This window comes from Reichenbachiella agarivorans (assembly GCF_025502585.1).
Taxonomy (GTDB): domain Bacteria; phylum Bacteroidota; class Bacteroidia; order Cytophagales; family Cyclobacteriaceae; genus Reichenbachiella; species Reichenbachiella agarivorans.
The window spans coordinates 3935549-3956054 of record NZ_CP106679.1; the positions used below are offsets into that span (position 1 = coordinate 3935549).

The following is a 20506-nucleotide window of genomic DNA, read 5'->3' on the forward strand; positions in this document are numbered from 1 at the left end:
TCCCCCAAGAATACTCCTTTCCTCCCTTCGATACAAACATCCAATCTTAAAAGTCAAATCACCAGCAAAAAATACCCAGATATAGGGAATCTGCTGTCCCAGAGCAGGAAGGACAGTATCTATTTAGACCTATAAGGTTTTAAAAACCTTATAGGTCTTCGACGATGATGTAACTGTGAGAAATCTTGCAAATGAAACAAACCCAGAAAACCGCTCAAAAGCATCAAAAACACCCTTTTTCAATGCCATTTGTAGTGTATCTAAAAACCCGCGCAGATTTGATACAAAGTCTGCACGGACTTGATGCCAAGTCTGCACGGATTTGATGTCAAGTCTGCGCGGATTTGGAGCCAAACCTGCGCAGATTTAAAAAAAGACTAGGCAGACTTAAGGCAAAGTCTGCCTAGTCTTGGGACAAAACCTAGGCAGACTTTGGACAAAACCACAGCAGACTTTAGAGAAAACCACAGCAGACTTGGAACTACATCTGCGCGGGTTTTTGAAGACATGTTTTTAGCTAATGAATCTACACTCTCTACGGGGTATTCCAACGACTGTATTTGGGTGTGACTCTTTGTATTTCTACCCGACCGTATTGCGTCAAACACTGAGCGCAATGCAGCAAGCCAATCGCGTATTACCTCGGAACCATCTCGATCAGATCATCGCTATTCAAATAGACGATCCCGTCATCCATCAAGCCTCTAATCGCCTCGGTGAGTACAAAGTCATTGTGCTGTCCTGATGATTGTTTGAGTGCTGCCAGAGTTTGTCTTTTTTTGGTTTCTAGTGCATGGAGAATGGCTCGTTGGGCTTTTTCAATCTCCACCTCAAACCCCTCCTCCTTCTTGGCTTTGATGCAGACATCGCAGACACCGCAGTTGAGATATACTACTTCGTCAAAATACTCTTGGAATATCCTCGTGCGACAGCCTGTTCTGTTTTGGGTGTAGGCGACCATGGCCTGTGTTTTCTGTTTGATTACCTCCTGTCGGGGTTCGGTGAGTCGATAGTATCGCTTCAATGCAGACTGCTCCTGTCGAGGCATCAAGTAGGTCAACTGTGGTTTGGTCTTCAACGGATCGTAGATTACCATTCCATTTTGGGACAGAAAATTCAGCTTCTTGATCACCTCACTCTTAGAATCCTGACTCACCTTGGCCAACTCGAACTCAGAGATCGTCATGAAGTCCAAATACAACTCCCCTCCATACAGGCGCAATAGGGCTTTGAACAAAGCATCGTAGCGGGCATTGGCAATCACGAACTTGTAGATCTCCTTGTTGGACACGTTGATCGTCAGACTGCTGCCACGTGAGGAGTTTTCGCTGAGCAAGAGCAGCCCCATCTCCTGCAATTTTTTGATGGTATGATACACCTCCATGGCTTGGAGGTTGTACTGATAGGAAAACGCCTTGAGATCAAAATCAAAACTCTGCCATTCGCTACTGCCAGTGGCCAATTTGTAATAATTGGCAAGCGCTTGGTAGATCCGCTCGACATATTCTAGGGAAGGATTCCTCAGTTTCTCACTTCGCTCCAGGTTGAATACATCTGTGGCGTTGTACAGCAAGATCGCATAGGCATTTCGCTCATCACGACCCGCACGTCCCGCTTCCTGATAGTAGGACTCCAAAGAATCTGGGAGATCCAAATGAATCACGATCCGCACATCAGGCTTGTCGATCCCCATCCCGAAGGCATTGGTACAGACCATCACCCTCCTGATGTTTTTGATCCACTCCTCTTGCTTCTTTTGCCTCACATCTGGCGCTAGCCCTGCGTGGTAAAAGTCCGATGAGATTCCCTTTTGGTAGAGAAATTTGGCTACATTTTCCGTTTCCTTGCGGCTCCTCACATAGACGATGGCACTGCCTTTGACATTGGTTAGAATCTCCAGCATTTTTGGTCCTTTGTTCTCCAGATCAAACACCGAGTAGGATAAATTCTTACGTGCAAAGCTCTTTTGGAAAATCTGTGGATTGACAAAGCTTAGCTTTTCACAGATATCCTGCTTGACATCCTTGGTCGCAGTAGCAGTCAACGCAATCTTCTTGACGGCTGGGAGGATGTCATACACCTGAGCAATGTCTGCATAAGATGGGCGAAAGTCATAGCCCCACTGCGAGATGCAATGCGCCTCATCCACCGCCAATAGGCTCACATTCATTTGCTTAACCCGAGCGACAAAGAGATCTGAAGTCAATCGCTCTGGCGCTACATAGAGAAACTTCACCTGACCCTGCACGCAATTGTCTAGCAATACATCAATTTCGCGATTGGGCAAGCCTGAATACAACGCGGCAGCTTTGATTCCACGTTTTTTCAATTGATAGACTTGATCATTCATCAGAGCGACCAATGGAGAAATCACCAAACATACACCTTCCAACATCAATGCTGGCACCTGAAAACAAATGGATTTACCTCCTCCAGTTGGCAAGAGAGCCAAGGTGTCCTTGCCCGCCAACACAGACTCGATGATGTCCAGCTGCATGGGACGAAAATCCTCGTAACCCCAGTATTGTTTGAGTATGTCGTGTGGAGTAGCCAATAGATCAACAGTCGTGATAAAAGGTGACTTGCTTCATGGACTAAAGATCGAGTTTAGCGATCTTATCTACAAGGACTCGGTTGATATTCTGATAAGACTCATAGGACCAACCACCCACATGTGGTGACACCAACACTCGATCCATGGCAAACAAAGCATCATAGGTCTGCTTTTGTTCGGCCGTGAGTTTGGTAAATTTTTCGTTCTCCAACACATCCAATCCTGCATGGGTGACTTTGCCAGATTGCATTGCCTGCAACAGGTCTTTGGTCACCACCACTTCTCCTCTGGCAGCATTGATCAGTACTATGTTCTTTTTGAATTGCTGCAAGTAATCTGCATCTACGAGATTTCGTGTATGATCAGTGAGCGGGACATGCAAACTGAATATATCTGCCTGCTCAAAAATATCCTCCATGCTAACCTCCTCTACATACAGGTCTGTAAAATTGGTCTTGCTGATGTCGTAAGCGATCACGCGACAGCCAAAACCAGCCAACTTCTCCGCCACCGCACTGCCCATGTGTCCATATCCCAACAGCGCAATGGTTTTGCCACTCAACTCAAAACCTCTGTTGCCTTCTCGGTCCCAGATGTAGCTTTTCACCTCCCGATTGGCACGTACCAGGTTGTTGGACAAACTCAGCAACATCCCGAGTACATGCTCACCAAGGGCATCACGGTTTCCTTCAGGAGCATTGAGGATTTGAATCCCGTGCTCATGAATATAGCTTACCTCCAACTGATCGATACCCGCTCCAGCTCTGCCTATAAATTTGACACTCGGCTTGGTTGACAGCAACTCCGCATCAATGGTGGTTTTACTCCTCACGATCATGCCTACGTATAGATCGGGAGCCTCCATGATTTGCTCGCGTGTCACGAAGGGTTGATAATCTGCTTCAAAACCAATCTTGTGGAGCATGGCAGTGATGCTGTCATGCATGTCATCAATGATGAGAATTTTTTTCATGATTGTATTTGTACTCAACTCAAATTTTACTTTATCCTATTTGAGTGAATGGAAAATAATAATGTTCCACTTTTTAACTTTCATACCTTTAACTCTAAACTCCCGAATTTTTCAATTCAGATTAAAGTCCATACAGCTGATGTGCTACGAAGAAATACACAGCTAATCCCAACAAATCATTGGCAGTGGTGATAAACGGCCCAGAAGCAATCGCAGGATTCACGCCGAGCTTATCCAAAATCAACGGCGTAATCGTTCCCATAAAGGACGCCAACAGCACCACACTAAACAAGGCCGTACTTACTGTAGTCGCGATGGTTTGATCTGAAGTCGAAAAGATCACGATTCCAAACACAATGATCGCAAGGATAATTCCATTGACTACCGCTACCAGAAATGTCTTGATGAGTTTCTTGAAGATCGAATCTCTGAACACACTGGAGTTGGCCAGCCCCTGCACCACGATGGTCGAGGATTGAATCCCTACATTGCCTCCTGTGGCAGTAATCAGCGGGATGAAAAATGCCATGACTGGCACCAAGGCAATATCAGCCTCAAACAAACTGATAAATTTGGCCCCCAACAGTCCCCCTACCAAACCAATCACCAACCACGGCAATCGTGCTTTGGATATGATCCACACCGTATCGTCTTCTTCCACATCGGCGGAGATACCAGACATCATTTGTATATCCTCTTCCGCCTGCTCCGTGATGACATCTAGGACGTCATCGATGGTAATTCTTCCCATCAACTTGCCACGTACATTCACGACTGGCAGGGCATCCAAATCGTATTTTTGCATGATCTGCACGACTTCCTCCTCCTCGACAAAAGTCTCTACCATCGCTATATCCGAATCGTATATATCGGCTATTTTGGTATTGTCGTCCGCCAGAATAATTCTTTTGAGCGAAACCTTACCCAACAATTTGTCATGGTCGTCTACGACATAGACGGAGTAGATTTTCTGTACGTTTTCGGCTTGTTTCCTGATTTCCTCGATGCAGCGCTTGATTGTCCAATTGTGATTAGCTTTGATCAATTCCTTGGCCATCAACCCTCCTGCTACATCATCATCGTAGCGGAGTAGATCCAAAAGGTGACCTGCCTTCTCTTCATTTTCAAGCAAAGAAATAACTTCCTCTCGTCTGGATATAGAAAGGAGATTGAGCAGATGAACCCCATCATCTGAATCCAAACAATCAATGTAGCGAGCGATTTCTTCAGAGCTAAATATCGTCAAGAATCTGCCCTGTAGGTCCTCTTCGAGTTCGATCACTACCTCTGCTCCTACCTGTGGAGCCAACAGATCCAATACATACTTGGACTCCTCGGCATCAAACTCTTCGAGCAGTTCGGTAATGTCCACAGGTTTGACACCCTCCAATGAAGATTGGATAAAATCTGCCTCTTGCCCCTCTACCGCTAGGGTGAAACGATCTAGAAATTCTTTGGAAAGCGCGAAATCCATGATTTCAGACATGACTATGGATCATATTGGTTAGTTGAATAAATGCGTCAACGGAGAGCTGCTCGGCTCTCTTGTTGAAGACCTCCTGCTCCGTAACTGACTCAGGCAAATTTAGAGTTTTTAGGGCGTTGCGCAAGGTTTTTCGACGCATTTGGAAGCCTGCTTTCACGACTCTTTTGAATAATTTTTCATCACAACCCAAATCCGTCACTCCGTTTCTCGTGAGCTTAATCACTCCTGAGTGTACTTTAGGCGGTGGCAAGAAAACCTCTGGTGGCACGGTAAACAAATACTCTATGTCATAGTAAGCCTGCAACAGTACACTGAGGATGCCATAATCTTTGTTACCCTCTTGCGATGCGATGCGCTCAGCGACTTCCTTTTGCAACATGCAGACTACCTCATCCACTTTGTCTCTGTTGTCCAGAACCTTGAAAAATATCTGAGAAGAAATATTGTAAGGGAAGTTGCCAATGATGCTAAAATTTTGACCCGCAAACAATGTCTCGAGATCTTGTTTGAGGAAATCCGCAAATAAAATTTCTACTTCCTTGTCTTTGTATTTCTTTTCCAAAAAATCTATGGACTCCTTGTCGAGATCGACCATGACCAAACGATCAATGCGATCATTGTCCACCATAAACTCCGACAAGACACCCGTACCTGGACCTATTTCCAGGACATTGTGATTGTGCGGGGCATCTAGCAAAGCCAAGACAATATTTTCTGCTATTCTCAGATCTTTGAGAAAGTGCTGACCCAATCTTTTTTTCGGCCTTACGTACGCCATAGATTTATTGATTTTTATTTTAAATTGCAGACAAACGCTGGAACCGACATCAAAACCCATCAGTCCAGTAGTAACCACATCAACATGGAGAAAGACATTTCAAGCCAATCAAGAAAACCTGTTATCGGCATTTCTATTGGTGATTTCAATGGCATTGGACCCGAAGTTATTATCAAAGCACTCGGAAACAATAAAATGACCAAATATTTCACCCCTGTCATTTATGGTTCAGCAAAAGTACTTTCATTTTATAGAAAGTCCCTTGATCTCAACACTTTCAATTTCACTCCGATCACGAATATCAAAGATGCCTCTCACAAAAAGGTAAATGTAATGGAGTGCTGGACAGAAGATGTCGAGATCACCCCCGGCATCAGCAACGAAACGGGAGGCAAATATGCCTTCATTGCCCTCGAAAAAGCAACCAACGACCTCAAAGAAGGTCACCTCCAAGCATTAGTCACAGCGCCAATCAATAAGCTCAATATTCAGAATGACCAATTCAAGTTCCCAGGTCACACAGAATACTTGGCTGAGAAGGCTGGTGCAAAAGACAGTCTGATGTTTATGATCTCGGACACGCTCAGAGTCGGAGTCCTCACGGGTCATATCCCGCTCAAGGACGTATCTGCTGCCATCACCAGAGAAAAGCTAGAAGCCAAACTCAAAATGATGGTCGCTTCGCTCAAAAAGGATTTTGGGATTCAAAAGCCTAAAATAGCTGTACTTGGACTCAATCCGCATGCTGGAGAGGAAGGTTTGCTAGGCAGTGAAGAAGTTGAAATCATCAAACCTACGATCGACTCGATGAAGGAAAAAGGTCAAATCATCATGGGACCCTATCCCGCTGATGGTTTTTTTGGCAAAGGACAGCAGCACAAGTTTGACGCAGTACTGGCCATGTACCACGACCAAGGGTTGATTCCATTCAAGAGCTTGACCTTCGCCAATGGTGTTAATTTCACTGCGGGGCTTCCATTCGTCAGGACATCTCCTGATCATGGCACAGCCTACAGCCTTGCTGACAAAAACGAAGCAGACGAAAGCTCGATGAGGACGGCCATCTTTGCAGCGCTCGACATCTCCAACCATAGACTAGACAACCAGTAGGTACCGTCAGAGATGATCAAAAAACAGTTCAAAATATCCAATCACATCATACTTGGTATCTGGGAAATAGACGAAAGCCTAGAACAGTTGGCGCAAGGTTTTGATCAGAAGGAATTGGACTGTATCGCTCATTTCCATCCACTCAAGAAGGCAGAACACATAGCCTCTCGTCAACTGATCCAGTCCATGTGTCAGGAGATGGACATCCCGTTTCACGGCATCTGCAAGGACAGTCATGGCAAACCACACTTGATTGATTCGGACTACCATATTTCGTTGTCCCATAGCTACCCCAAAATCGCTGCGATGATCAATCTGGACGTACCCTGCGGAATAGATATTGAGCAACCACGTGAGCAATTGCGCAGGGTAAAAAGCAAATTCTTGAATCCTGCCGAACTCCAAGTATGCCAAGATGATTTGGATTTGCTATGCATCTATTGGTGCGCCAAAGAGTCTATTTACAAGATGCACGGGAGGAAAAATTTGAGTTTTGCGCAAAACATCGAAATCAATCGAATCAAAGACAATCAAATCTTTTGTTCCATCAACAAAGACCAGGAACGGAAGAAATTCGTACTAAACATGCAACAAGAAGATGATTACCTGATCACCTACAACTTGTAATCGAAATACTCATCAAGACAATTCCACATCGCATAGTTATGAGCAAATACATCCTATTCATACTCGCCAACCTAAGCAGCCTGTTTGTCTCCGCCCAAGACGTCAACCTAGACGCACTCAAACTCTGGAATGTGCAGAAAGAAGACATAGTCAATTTGCCTATTAACAAAGGGATCACGGTCATCCTTTTTACCAGTACGGATTGTCCCTATGACCAATTGTACGAAGACCGCATTTTCGCACTTCAAAAAAAATATGGAGGCAAAGCTGATTTCTTCATGATCAACGCCAATACACCCAGCAATACTGGTGACAACTCTACGAAGACCAAAGCCCAAGCCAAGCAATACAACATCCCCTACTTTATAGATCAAAACCTAGATGCTGTTCGGGTTTTTCAAATAGAAAAGAGTCCTGAAGCGGTCGTCCTGACGACCAAGAATGGTAACACGACCATGGTATATCATGGTGCCATTGACGACAATCCCCAATCCGAAAACAATGTAAGAGTCAAGTATCTGGAGTCTGTCCTAAACAACGTGATTCAAAACAAGACTTCCCCCTATGACTTCAAGCGAGCTGCAGGTTGTAGGATTAGGTAACTAATCTCGGCTATCATCGATGATTCTGAGGAGGGTTTTGATGTCGTCAGACTTTTTGTACTCCCCCAATTTCTCAAATGAGGCAATCAAATTCCTCAGAGATCTCGACACGATATCCACATTGGAGCATGGTTGATAATAAGCATCTTGCTTGACCAGATGCAACTGCTCGATGTAGTTGTCAATGTCAGCTTTGGTAAAGATGATCCCATTGTTGAAAACATTGATATAAAACTGTGTATCATCCGTCTTGTAAGTCACAATGAAGAGGTTTGGCAAATTGACTCCATAAATCGGCATCTTGAGTTTCTGCGCAATCAACAAATAAATCACACACAAACTAAGAGGATTACCTTTCTTGGATTCCATCACGAGATTGATCATGCCATTGGATGGAGAATGAAAGTTCTTGGAATTGGGACGGAATTTCAGTCTGTTATAAATGATGTCGTTCAGGATTTTTACTTCCTGAATCGGTGTGTACTCACCGTTGAACTCCTTCCACGCTTCGTAGTAGAATTGCTCCAGTTTGCGTGTGAGATAACCCAAATTGAGATCTGGGTATTGGTAGTTGGCCACCAACATCATCCCTTCGAGTAGATTCTCTGCACCAGTCGTCTTCCATTCCATCAATCTCTCTTTGAGCAGCTCGTACTGGAGTTCATGGATGATATCTTCGATGCGACTTCTTACATCTGGAATGAGGCTGTTATTCATCCACTCCTTTTCCAAATACGGAATTACTGAGGTACCCAAAGACAGCAACTTCTTTTCCACGTGATTGGATACTTCGACATCCTCATCGTCTAGCAAGGATATCAGAGCTGTCAATTCCTTTTCGTTGATATCTATCTTCTCTTCTGTCATCTATTCCTCAATTGAAGCGTGAATCTATTCAATCGACCAGTTTCAATCCAAAAGAAGATAATAATAATTGCCTCAAAAACATAACAAGACCTTTACAATTCGCTTTTCGCTAAACGCTGTTCGTCCAAAAAATATTAGATAGTAGATTTAAGAACCCAGACAAAAGGCAAAGCTCTAAAATCTAGCGTCTAGATTTAAGTTTGAATCACGCCTACATTGAATTTATCAACGGGTGCGTGATCGGCAGCTTCTATGCCCATGGATACGATTCTGCGTGTCTCCAATGGATCTACTACACCATCTACCCATAGTCTAGCTGCTGCATAAAGAGGCTTGAGTTGTTCGTTGTATTTTTCAGTGATCTCTCGGAGGAAAATCTCCTTTTCTTCCTCTCCTACCTCTTGATCCTTGGCTTTGAGAGATGCTACTTTGATCTGCAAGAGTGTATTGGATGCAGCTGCTCCACTCATCACCGCCATCTGTGCCGTCGGCCAAGCGTATATCAGCCGAGGATCATAAGCCTTGCCACACATGGCGTAATTGCCCGCTCCGTAAGAATTGCCCACGATGAACGTGAATTTGGGTACCACAGAGTTGGCCATGGCATTGACCATCTTTGCGCCGTCCTTGATGATCCCTCCGTGCTCAGCTTTGCTACCTACCATGAATCCACTCACGTCGTGCATGAACACCAATGGAATTTTGCGCTGGTTGCAATTCATGATGAATCGCGCTGCCTTGTCTGCTGAGTCAGAGTAGATCACACCCCCCATCTGCATTTCTCCTTTCTTGGTTTTCACCATTTCACGTTGATTGGCGACTATGCCTACTGCCCAACCATCAATGCGGGCATGCCCACAAAGCAGGGTTTGACCGTAATCCTTCTTATACTCATCAAACTCCGAATCATCTACCAAGCGACCTATAATCTCTCTCATATCGTAGGACTTGGCTCTGTCCGTCGGGAGCAAACCGTATATTTCTTCTGGATTCAGTTTTGGTAGTTTGGATTCAGCTCTATCGAAACCTGCTGATTCGGGCTTGCCAATCTTGTCAAATATCTTTTTGACGGCATCCAGACACTCCTCATCAGAGTCATACTTATTATCGGTCACTCCAGAGATCTCGCAGTGAGTGGTTGCTCCTCCTAGTGTTTCGTTATCTATGTTTTCGCCTATGGCAGCTTTGACCAAATAACTCCCCGCCAAAAAGATAGAACCCGTCTTGTCCACGATCATGGCCTCATCGGACATGATAGGCAAATAAGCTCCACCAGCTACACAACTACCCATAATCGCCGCGATCTGCACTATCCCCATCGCCGACATTTTGGCATTGTTCCTAAACTGTCTCCCGAAATGTTCCTTGTCAGGAAATATTTCATCCTGCATGGGCAAAAACACCCCCGCACTGTCCACCAAATAAATAATGGGCAGATGGTTTTCCATCGCGACCTCTTGTGCTCTGAGGTTCTTTTTGGCAGTGATAGGAAACCAAGCTCCGGCTTTTACAGTGGCGTCATTGGCTACCACGACGCAGGTACGTCCTTGTACTCTACCGATACCTGTCACGACCCCACCCGATGGGCAGCCACCCTGCTCCTCGTACATTCCATCACCTACGAAGAGTCCTATCTCTACAAAATCATCAGGATCATCCAATAAGTAACTGATTCGTTCGCGGGCACTAAGTTTTCCTTTGGCATGTTGAGCAGCAATACGCTTTTCACCTCCACCCAACTTGACCTTCTTGGCCTTTTCGTTGAGACGAAAAAGTAGTTGCTTGTATTCGTCTTCATTTTTGTTGAAAGCAATATCCATGGCATCTGTTGTTTGTAACAAAAATAACCAATTGCATTTCTCAGTCTCTATGGATACCATAGATTCTAGAATCAGACAGTAGACAATTGCATATTCATACAAAATCATCCTTTTCAGCTTATTCGAATAGTACTAATTAATGTATAGATTGCAATTAATTCAGACTACCAATGTAACCTATGTTCTTTTCAGAGACACAAGTCAGAGTGAGGTATGGAGAAACAGACCAAATGGGGTATGTTTATTATGGCAATTACGCCATGTATTATGAGGTCGCCAGAGTCGAGTCACTCAGGACGCTAGGCCTATCGTATCGAGAAATGGAGGCCATGGGAGTAATGATGCCCGTACTAGAAAACCGCTCCAAATACATCGCTCCAGGTAGATACGACGAACTACTCACCATCAAAGTCAAATTGCCAGAGATGCCCAATGTGAGGATTCGGTTCGAATACGAAATCTACAATGAACAGAACAAATTGATCAACATCGGTGAAACCACCTTGGTCTTCGTGGATATGGAGTCCAACAAACCTTGTAAGATGCCAGAAGTGATGGAAAAACTATTAGCACCTTATTTCAATGACTAGACAAGCGCTACATAAGAGACTGTTGAGGTATCCGCGCTACAAACGTTTCATCAAGATACTCAAAACGACTCGTCTCAACAAAAGAAGAACGACACTCTACAGAGCCATTGTTATTTTCTTGGATAGCATACTGGACAATCGATTACTAACCATGGCCAGTGGAGTAGCATTTAGCTTTACGCTCGCCATCTTTCCATTGATCATATTCATTTTCACACTCATCCCTTATATCCATACGATCTCACCGCACATTGATGCCAACAGCATCATGAGTTTCATCGCTAATGTGATGCCTGCCAACATGTACCAAGCAGCTAACGATACTATACATGATATAGTGAGCAACAAGCGGGAAGGATTGCTATCATTCGGGGTGTTCTTTGCACTGCTATTGGCAACCAATGGCATGCACGGTCTGATGAGTGCTTTCAACAGTATCTATAAGACAATAGACCGCAGAGGTTTTCTCAAAACAAGGATGATCGCAACGATGCTCACCTTGATGATGGCATTTGTCCTGTTCTTTTCCATCTTTATGCTGGTCATTGGCAAGGCATTTCTCTCACACCTGTCAAATACGGGTTTTTTCAGACAAGAATACATCTATCATCTCATCATTACGCTCAAGTACGGAGTGATTGGGGTGTCATTTTTCATTGCTATATCGTTGATTTATTACTTTGCACCAGCGATACATGATCGATGGACCTTCTTCTCTGCTGGCACTATTTTTTCGGCGGTTTCCTGTGTAGCGGTTTCTTATGCATTTTCATTTTATATCAACAACTTTTCTGCCTACAACAAGTTCTACGGATCATTGGGAATGCTCATCGCATTGATGATTTGGCTGTATCTACTTTCGATCATTTTGCTGGTTGGATTTGAGTACAATGCCAGCGTAGATAAGGCGGTCCATTCGGACAAAATAGAGGTGACCACATCAGTGTTTGAATAATTTTTTACTTTTTTTCATCCAATATTTGACTAGATAAAATATTCTTCTAGATTTGCACTCCCATTCAAAGGAATGGAAATAATAACGACCTAGAGAAGTGGCAGAGTGGTCGATTGCACCGGTCTTGAAAACCGGCGTACCGCGAGGTACCGGGGGTTCGAATCCCTCCTTCTCTGCTTTATAAAAGCTTTCATTTTAACTAATGAAAGCTTTTATTTTTATGAGCCAACCTTCATTTATTCAATACTTAACAAAACGACTAACTCTGGTCCCAAAATCACTTCTTACCTGAATAAAATAGATTCCTGCGGGATAGTCACTCAGATCTATCTCCCATTTGATCAGCTTATTAGATTGATCATTGTTTTCAATCGCTAACTGTTGTCTCCCCTGAGTGTCAACCAATCTAATACTTACTATGGAAGGCATCGGAAGGATCAGTTTTATAGTTATTTCTCGTTGAGCAGGGTTAGGGTACAGTAATATTTCATTTTCACTCAACAATATCCTCTCGTCTATCAAAGATTGCAGTGCATGTGCCGCATTGATTCTTCCCCACCCATAGTAGGAGTCCCACCCCTCTATATCTTCTTGGAGACTCCCTATTTGATCCTCGCATGAGGAGGTCATGATGGCTGTCAGCTGAGAGGGAGACATATTTGTATCTGCAGCCAATAATAGAGACACCACACCAGCTACCATAGGTGCTGACATGGAGGTGCCCGCCCATATGTTGCCTGGTCGCTCCGAACTGTACTGATTCAATCCTAAAATATAATTGCCTGGTGCCAGCACGTCGATATGATCGCCATAGTTACTACCTCCTGCTCGACCGTTAAACGCTGTGCTACGCTGATCATCAGGATCACTGGATCCTACTGCCAGTGTGTGATAATAGGCAGCTGGATAATTAGGGATCGACGAATTGTCATTGCCCATGCTCGCTACGATCAGTACTCCTTTGCTATAGGCATAGTCCACGGCTTCTTTGAGTGCCTTGGAGTCATCCTTACCTACCAGCGAAAAATTGATCACGTCGGCACCTTCCTTCACTGCATAATAAATAGCACTAACCCAATCACTGTAGTAGCCTACTTGATTGGCATCAACTACCTTGCATATCATCAATCGACAGTTCCAATCAATACCTGCATACCCAAACCCATTGTTGCCATTGGCTGCCAAGACTCCTGCAACCGCTGTACCGTGACCATTGTCATCGGTCGGGTCATTGTCGTCGTTGACAAAATCCCAGCCGATGTAGTCATCTATGTATCCATTGTGATCGTTGTCTTCTCCATCTTCTGGTGCGTCGTTGTTTTGCCACAGACGCCCTTCAAACTCCTTGTGCTTGGGGTTAATCCCGCTATCTATGATCGCGACTGTGATGGATTCGTCCCCCTGTGACAGATCCCAAGCTGACAGTGCTTGTATATCCGCACCAACCTTTGGTCGTCCAAAATTAAATGTACCGTCGTTGTGCAAGTACCACTGCTGATCAAACTCTGGATCACTGGGAATATCAACTTGCTGTCCTGCGGCATAGCCCACATAGTCCGGCTCCACATAGGAAAACACCTCCGACTGGCTATATACATACAGTAAACTATCCAAAGATTGACTCTCCGCAAACTCCAAGACCCAAAGGTCATCCACGGGCTGGCTTGTGGACAAAGCCTTGCTTCTACTTGGAATAGTCAATTTACGATCATTGATCACTCTACTGAGACCAGATGAACTGTCTGGGCTGGAAAACATCTGGTCATGCCTGAGTTTGACGATCAGTCTTGGTTGAGCCAGCATAGTATGATGCCCACACCAGAGTACAGCTATAAATAATACATTTTGAAGATTTATTCTTGTCATTTAATCAAAGAGAAGACCAAACAGGTCTTCATTTTATGAATATCTCCAACACAAGAAAACACAGATCACAACTGCCTCTATCCCTATCAATGCGATGATAACCCTCCACACCAGTTTCCTACTAATTATACTTTTGCTCTCGTGATCATAGACCACTTGATTATGATTGTTCATAATTAGTTTATTTTCATTGAATTAAAACATTTGGCTCCCACGTGCTGTGGAACACATGTAGACCTTGACCCAAAGCAATATCCGTGATCAACTCCTCTGACGGGCCGCCATATATATCTCCTCTGTAGATACTGCCGCTATTGAGCTGATTGAGCCAATAGAGATCGCCTGTCTGTTCATCGACCACCACTGCGTAGGCATTGCTGACCCCATCGTCTCCGTCATAGAGTGTCTCTAGTTTTTGTTTTCCATCGAGACTGCCTCGCAAAATGCGGTCTGAGTAAGCAGCGCCCGGCAGGGCATTGTCCGTGATGAATAATTCCTGTGTAGCCTCGCTAATCGCCATTCCATAGGGATTCAGAAAACCACTCCCTCCTGCATACAACAACTCTGGAAGGCTCTCGCCTGACAGTTTGCTCCTCCACAGCTCATTGTCCTCATACTCAATCCAGTATAGGTAATCCTCTGACAACTGTAGGCCAATGCCCCAAGCGCCCCGTATCCCATCCTGAGCGGTAAACAATGTATCTACAGGTCCCAATCCATCAGCTGGAGCTGTTAAGATAAGGTCATCATATGGTTGTGTCCAGTACAACTGTCCTGCCTCCACATCCATGACCATCTCCACAGGCCCGTAGCTCCTAAGTGGTGCAGTATAGAGTACCTCAGGATTGCCACTACCGTCCCAAGCACCTCTCAATACCTGACGGGTAGCAAAATCAGTCCAATAGAGCATTTGGTTAGGCTCGTCCACGACCAAAGAAGTCGGCGTATCCAGGCCCTTGAGACTACCGAATGCCTGCTCAGTCTGGAGCAAAACTGCATCCTGATACACGGCTCGCATGATCTGATGATCTGCCATACTTGTCCAGTAGAGATAGGTATAGTCCACTGTAGGTATAGGTGTATTATCCGTCTCCGAACAGGCAACAAATGTCAAAAAAATGGCAAGGATGTAGAGATTATGTTTCATAGGTTCAACTACTATGGACGAATGTAACATTCGCATATTTTGTTTGCTATCATCATTTGTTATCACTGTATTATTTTTCATAAGTCACTGCTAAACAATCCTACACCATGGCGAGGCACGAAGCGATCCGTCCATACGGCCTACTACCCTCCGACAGACTGCTTCGCTATCGCTCGCAGTGACGGGTGGAGCGAGGCTCACAGTGACGGGGTTAGGTGTACACTCATGGCGATGAAACAGACATGGCACTGCTCCATGATACTTCACCATTTCAAAACCTCCTCGTACAAGTCTCTCCACTCGGGATTCATATCGTTGATCAAGCTCTCCTTTTTCAATCTAGAACCTGCCTTTAGCTGTTTTTCTCTCGCAATGGCCTCTACGATAGAGTGATAGCCCTCATAGTAGACCAACTTGGTCACATTGTACCTCGCCGTAAAGCTCTTTGGGTACTTATGATTTTTGTGGTCATGTATGCGACCTGCCAAGTCAGACGTAACTCCCACGTACAGCGTCGTGTTGTTCTTATTTGCCGTTATATATACACATCCTCCCTTTTTCATTCCTTTAAGTTAATCATCCCAAGCCACGCGGCAAGGCGTGAAGCGATCTGCCAGCCATCCGTCCCCACACGTCATTGCGAGGCACGACCTACCGTCATTCGCGAGGTACGAAGCGATCCGTCCATACGGCCTACTACCCTCCGACAGACTGCTTCGCTATCGCTCGCAGTGACGTGACAGGGGACTCGCAGTGACGGGCATACCTATGACAGGGGTACGGGCATTGGCTACCCATACGTATGGGTAGCCAATGCCCGTATGTATGGAGTACATAGGCTGATCATCAGGGGGATTGCTTCACTATCGTTCGCAATGACTGTGGGTTGCACCTCCCCATGACGGACAGATCGCTTCGTGCCTTGCAATGACGCTGTTCATCACTGGACAGTAAATACCACCCCAGACACCCCTGTACGTAGGGTCTTGGTCTTGTAGGCGGTGTTTCGGATCTCTATGCGGTAGTCTCCTGCGACCAGATTGGGCACCATCAGACTGAGTGTCTGGGGCTGATTGATGCGGATGCGCTCCGCCTTCTGCTCAGCTCCACCTGACTGACTGAGGAAAAACACGCCTTCCTCTTCGATGTTATCATAGATTTTGAGATTTTCCCCTTTGATCTCTAGGGTTTGGCCAGCTGTGATTTGCTCATTTTCGGTATTGCTGCCCCAGTCGTACACACTCTCGATATCAGGTGAGCGGTCTTCTGCCTTGATGTATTGCAGCTATACATCGAGTCCTCTGCTCAGGAGCTGTTGCTTGAGAGAGGCGATCACATTGAGGCTATGACGGGTGGTATCGAATCTGTCATCCACTGTGACGAATACGCCTCCTATACTGAATCGGACGCTCAGGTACTCGTCTGCATAGCCCTCCCCCTCGCTGATCCATTTGGCTATTTGTCCCCAGTAGGCATCTATCACCGCATTGGATTCGGTCGGTTTTAGGATGGATCCCGAGCCAGTGATCCCGAGGACCAGGTCTTCGCGGGTGTGCATGGTGACCTCATAGGGTACTCCTACATAGTCGTCTGGGATGTCTTTGGTTATCTTGTTTTCTCTCAGTGTATATCTTAGTGACATAGTGTTGTTTTTTTAGTATGTGAAATGATGAAAAACCACCAAGACACGAAGACCTTGGTGGTTTTATGAATTGAGTGTAAGTGTCATTGCGAGCGGTAGCGAAGCAGTCTGCATGTGGCTGAGATCGCTTCGTGCCTCGCGATGACGTGTACCTCGCATGATCCGATACGATGACAAAGAAGGCGTGTACCAACATGTACACGCCTCTACAAAATAGAATATAATTTACTCTGGCAGCACTTCGCCGATTTCTATGTCAAATAAAGATCCATTTTCAAAACCACCGAAAAGTACCTCGACAGTTTCACCATCCAGTGTGGAACGCATCACCTCACTATTAGATGTATTGGCGGGAACTTGTGAATTCATCCAGAAGATATATCCATTTTCCAAATCAATTTCCATATCATAAGGTGCTTTGACATAGTCTCCTGAGGAAACAATGGCTTCCAAATCTCCACTACCATCTAGGTTACCTACCAGGATTTCACTAGTACCTACAAAATCTACCCCATTGTTAGAAATGTAGATTTTTTCGTTATCTGAATCAACAGCGATGCCCGTAGGATAGTACAAACCATCCACTTCATCAAATAAAACAACTGCATCAGTAGAACCATCGATACTCCCTGTCATAACTCTGAAATAAGAACCATCCGTCCAATAGATTTTATCCTCAGAGATGCTCAACTTGATTGACTCAACCCCGAACTCATCATCAGTGGAAACTTCATAAATGGTTTCTTCTTCCACAGAACCATCCATAGGTACTTTATTGATATAAGCTGTTCCAAAATCAAGTGAGTATGCACAGAAATAAAGCATCTGATTCTCTGGATCCAAAGCAACATCATAGAAAACATAATTGTCAGAAGCTAATACGGTCTCTATTGTTCCATTGCCATCTATAGAGGCGCGGTATATACCATTCCCCGACCAGTACACATATCCACCCACAGCATCTACAGCTATACCAAAAGCACTACCAGCTTCAGTGTGATCTACTGTAGGGTAAATATTAGTAATAGTAGCACCTGTTTCATTGATCACTCCCTTGTGTATCCCATCAATAGTTGGCCAATAAACAGTCTTCACATCTACAGGTATTTTATTGACGGTATAGCTCAGGGTCTTGTCTGCCGCAGCTCCCTCTCTGCTGACACTCACCTGCACTTCACCCTCAGTCATGCCCTCTGGCACAGCTGTCGTAATGGTCGTAGCTGTTACTCCTGATACTGTAGCTACTGTTTCTCCAAATTTCACCTCGATCGCCTCGATACCTTCTCCGAAGTTCTCTCCCGTGATCACCACCTCTGATCCAGGGAAGCCATTGGTAGGGCTCAGACTGGTCAGTACTGGATTGTCCAAAGAAACGTTCACCACGAAATCCATAGACGACTCCAGCTCTTCGCCATTGGCGATCACGATGATGTGACCATCCTGTGCTGTAGCAGGAACAATTACTACGATGGTGGTCGATGTACCTGATACCAAGGTTGCATTTACATATTTTTTTACAGCTACTCCATCTACGAAGGTCTCTCCTGCATAGAACTTTACTTCGTTTTGGCTGTAGTCTGGGTTGAATCCTGTGCCTATGATGGTCACTTGCTCTCCTATCCGCGCTGTAGCTGGATCGATAGCTGTGATGGTCAGTTCTGAACCTTCTCCCGGCTCCTCTCCGCCCTCATCGTCTTTGCAACTGCTCATCAGTGTGACCATTGCGACCAACATGGCCAGCATCAGGCCTGTTATTTTTCCTGTATAATTTCTCATTGTTCTAGTGTATGTACTCTTATTGTTCGATTTCATTTTGAATTTCTTATGAATTAAACCCTGTTAGGGTTCAGAACCCTAACAGGGTTGTTTGATGTTATGCTTAAATGAAACCTGACAGGTTTTGAAAACCTGTCAGGTTTAGAAGTAAGAAGAGACCATGCATCCATCTGGATCCACCAGCGCTATGGCGTACTGCAAACAACCTTTGCGGAGTAGTGCGGGTTGGCATGGATAGGTACTGGGTCTCTGTTATAATCAAAAAATCAAATTAAAACTGCTCCCAGCCAGTATTCCAGTTTACAGTATTAGTCTTGCCAATAGCTCCACGGAAACCTACAGCAGTAAAACCAGTCAACAAGCCACTGCTAAGGTCAGATGATTTTTCAGTAACTGGTTGGAAACTCAATATAGAAGTAGGAGCCCAAGCATTAACACCCAATCCAGATCTTTTGACCAAAGTATTATTGTTAACAGAACCGCTAATGCTTGCGTTCAAGCACTCATTGTTAAATCCAGAAGCAGAGAAATTAGGTGCATTGGTGCTATCACCATCGTGGGCTACTCCAAAAGTTGGATAAACCAAAGTCACACCCTCAGCAAACACAGTGCTACCAAAAGCAGCAGGAACGTCTAGCTCCAACTGGTAATTAGGATATCCTACGATGATAGAGTTGAATATATCCAACTCGCTACCATCTCTGATCAATGCACCAGAGTTGTAAGCAGCATTGACTGCTGTACCTACGTTGTACTTGATTGGTCCTATCACAGTGAAGTTAGAGAAAGTAGCGTTCGTCAAATTACAACCAGAATAAGTATCCTCATCGCCATTAGACTCAAATCCACCTGTTGGGAAAGAAGAAAATACACTAGGATCTCTCAAAGAAACAGCAAACTGGATGTGTCCACTGTAGCCCTGATCTGTATCGAAATCATCGTCTTTGTTGTAAGACGCGATTAAGTAGCTGGCATTGACAGTACCTCCGAAGAATTCGAACCCATCGTCCAATCCATGCGTCACCTGTACGTGATCGATAGTTGTACCACTACCTACTCCACCCAGTGTCAAACCATTGATCTCATCACCATCCACCAATACGTTTCCCGCATACTCGATACGCACATACTGTAGTGTTCCAGAGTTGTCTGCATCATCGACTCCTCCATATCCATTATCTCCAGTTGCTGAAGATGGAATACCTTCAATTTCAGCAGTACCGTTATAGCAAATAGGAGCCTTACCTAAAATAATCACTCCACCCCAGTCACCTGAAGCAGGAACTGTTTCGTTAGATGTAAATACAATAGGAGCAGTAGAAGTACCTACAGCTTCAATTTTACCCCCACGCTCGATTACCAAAGTACCTGGAGGTGTTCCTGTTGCTGGGTTACCAGACAAAGTACCAGTGATACCTTTGATCAAAGTACCTGACTCGATGGTCAAAATCTGACCACTAGGTACACGGACAAATTCGTCTAGGATATATACAGTGTCTCTGTCGAGGGTACGAGTAGTAAGAAATCCACTCAAAGTAACCTCAGGTGCAGCTGCTGCTGATCCCTGAAGCTCTGGCTGTGGAGTATCCAATAATTGATCTTGACAAGAAGTAGTTACTATTGCAGCTATCACTCCAAGACCTAATACAAGCTGATTAAATTTTAATGTGTTCATAACATTTAGTTTTAAATAACTTAATTTTGTTTGTTTGT

Annotated in this window: 18 protein-coding genes and 1 tRNA gene; 6 read left to right on the forward strand and 13 right to left on the reverse strand. The window is 44.7% G+C overall.

Annotation, left to right across the window (positions count from 1 at the left end):
* Positions 1-637 precede the first annotated feature (637 nt).
* The 4 genes from N6H18_RS16455 to rsmA all read right to left on the reverse strand — a co-directional run bounded on the left by N6H18_RS16455 (position 638) and on the right by rsmA (position 5791).
* A complete protein-coding gene (locus N6H18_RS16455) occupies positions 638-2554 on the reverse strand; it encodes a RecQ family ATP-dependent DNA helicase (protein ID WP_262309377.1) in 1917 nt (638 codons plus the stop codon).
* 40 nt (positions 2555-2594) lie between these two features.
* Positions 2595-3527 carry an NAD(P)-dependent oxidoreductase gene (locus N6H18_RS16460; RefSeq protein WP_262309378.1) on the reverse strand — a complete coding sequence of 311 codons (933 nt, stop codon included), beginning with the start codon at positions 3525-3527 and terminating at the stop codon, positions 2595-2597.
* Between the two features lie 121 nt (positions 3528-3648).
* Positions 3649-5013, reverse strand: a complete 1365-nt coding sequence (gene mgtE, locus N6H18_RS16465; protein ID WP_262309379.1) for a magnesium transporter — start codon at positions 5011-5013, stop codon at positions 3649-3651.
* Positions 5006-5791 carry a 16S rRNA (adenine(1518)-N(6)/adenine(1519)-N(6))-dimethyltransferase RsmA gene (gene rsmA, locus N6H18_RS16470; RefSeq protein WP_262309380.1) on the reverse strand — a complete coding sequence of 262 codons (786 nt, stop codon included), beginning with the start codon at positions 5789-5791 and terminating at the stop codon, positions 5006-5008. Before rsmA ends, mgtE begins: the two co-directional genes overlap by 8 nt.
* Before the next feature lie 84 nt (positions 5792-5875).
* Between rsmA and pdxA the strand changes: the two genes are divergently transcribed.
* The 3 genes from pdxA to N6H18_RS16485 are packed head-to-tail and all read left to right on the forward strand — an operon-like array spanning position 5876 to position 8130.
* The gene (gene pdxA, locus N6H18_RS16475) at positions 5876-6901 is read left to right on the forward strand and encodes a 4-hydroxythreonine-4-phosphate dehydrogenase PdxA (protein ID WP_262309381.1); all 1026 of its coding nucleotides are present in this window, start codon (positions 5876-5878) and stop codon (positions 6899-6901) included.
* 12 nt (positions 6902-6913) lie between these two features.
* Positions 6914-7528 (forward strand): 4'-phosphopantetheinyl transferase family protein, encoded by a 615-nt coding sequence (locus tag N6H18_RS16480; RefSeq protein WP_262309382.1) that lies wholly within the window; start codon positions 6914-6916, stop codon positions 7526-7528.
* A 38-nt stretch (positions 7529-7566) separates the two neighbouring features.
* The gene (locus N6H18_RS16485) at positions 7567-8130 is read left to right on the forward strand and encodes a thioredoxin domain-containing protein (protein ID WP_262309383.1); all 564 of its coding nucleotides are present in this window, start codon (positions 7567-7569) and stop codon (positions 8128-8130) included.
* Here the strand turns inward: N6H18_RS16485 and N6H18_RS16490 are convergent, their stop codons facing one another.
* On the reverse strand, positions 8131-8997 hold the full coding sequence (locus N6H18_RS16490; protein WP_262309384.1) for a transglutaminase-like domain-containing protein: 867 nt from the start codon (positions 8995-8997) through the stop codon (positions 8131-8133).
* 194 nt (positions 8998-9191) lie between these two features.
* Positions 9192-10817 carry an acyl-CoA carboxylase subunit beta gene (locus N6H18_RS16495; protein ID WP_262309385.1) on the reverse strand — a complete coding sequence of 542 codons (1626 nt, stop codon included), beginning with the start codon at positions 10815-10817 and terminating at the stop codon, positions 9192-9194.
* Positions 10818-10996: 179 nt separating this feature from the next.
* Here N6H18_RS16495 and N6H18_RS16500 point away from each other — a divergent pair, with 179 nt between their 5' ends.
* The 3 genes from N6H18_RS16500 (at position 10997) to N6H18_RS16510 (ending at position 12538) form a co-directional block, all read left to right on the forward strand.
* Positions 10997-11407 (forward strand): acyl-CoA thioesterase, encoded by a 411-nt coding sequence (locus tag N6H18_RS16500; protein ID WP_262309386.1) that lies wholly within the window; start codon positions 10997-10999, stop codon positions 11405-11407.
* Positions 11400-12362, forward strand: a complete 963-nt coding sequence (locus tag N6H18_RS16505; protein ID WP_262309387.1) for a YihY/virulence factor BrkB family protein — start codon at positions 11400-11402, stop codon at positions 12360-12362. Before N6H18_RS16500 ends, N6H18_RS16505 begins: the two co-directional genes overlap by 8 nt.
* A gap of 91 nt (positions 12363-12453) precedes the next feature.
* A tRNA-Ser gene (locus N6H18_RS16510) sits at positions 12454-12538 on the forward strand.
* A 64-nt stretch (positions 12539-12602) separates the two neighbouring features.
* Here N6H18_RS16510 and N6H18_RS16515 read toward each other — a convergent pair.
* The 7 genes from N6H18_RS16515 to N6H18_RS16545 all read right to left on the reverse strand — a co-directional run bounded on the left by N6H18_RS16515 (position 12603) and on the right by N6H18_RS16545 (position 20468).
* Positions 12603-14228 carry a S8 family serine peptidase gene (locus tag N6H18_RS16515; protein WP_262309388.1) on the reverse strand — a complete coding sequence of 542 codons (1626 nt, stop codon included), beginning with the start codon at positions 14226-14228 and terminating at the stop codon, positions 12603-12605.
* Positions 14229-14415: 187 nt separating this feature from the next.
* Positions 14416-15375 (reverse strand): hypothetical protein, encoded by a 960-nt coding sequence (locus N6H18_RS16520; protein WP_262309389.1) that lies wholly within the window; start codon positions 15373-15375, stop codon positions 14416-14418.
* A 263-nt stretch (positions 15376-15638) separates the two neighbouring features.
* Positions 15639-15938 (reverse strand): GIY-YIG nuclease family protein, encoded by a 300-nt coding sequence (locus tag N6H18_RS16525; protein ID WP_262309390.1) that lies wholly within the window; start codon positions 15936-15938, stop codon positions 15639-15641.
* A gap of 377 nt (positions 15939-16315) precedes the next feature.
* Complete coding sequence (locus N6H18_RS16530) at positions 16316-16615, reverse strand: DUF4469 domain-containing protein (protein WP_262309391.1); 300 nt, start codon at positions 16613-16615, stop codon at positions 16316-16318.
* 45 nt (positions 16616-16660) lie between these two features.
* Positions 16661-17017, reverse strand: coding sequence for a DNA-binding domain-containing protein (locus tag N6H18_RS16535; RefSeq protein WP_262309392.1), 357 nt, complete (start codon positions 17015-17017; stop codon positions 16661-16663).
* A gap of 225 nt (positions 17018-17242) precedes the next feature.
* Positions 17243-18793, reverse strand: coding sequence for an IPT/TIG domain-containing protein (locus N6H18_RS16540; RefSeq protein ID WP_262309393.1), 1551 nt, complete (start codon positions 18791-18793; stop codon positions 17243-17245).
* Positions 18794-19064: 271 nt separating this feature from the next.
* Positions 19065-20468 carry a hypothetical protein gene (locus N6H18_RS16545; RefSeq protein ID WP_262309394.1) on the reverse strand — a complete coding sequence of 468 codons (1404 nt, stop codon included), beginning with the start codon at positions 20466-20468 and terminating at the stop codon, positions 19065-19067.
* Positions 20469-20506 lie beyond the last annotated feature (38 nt).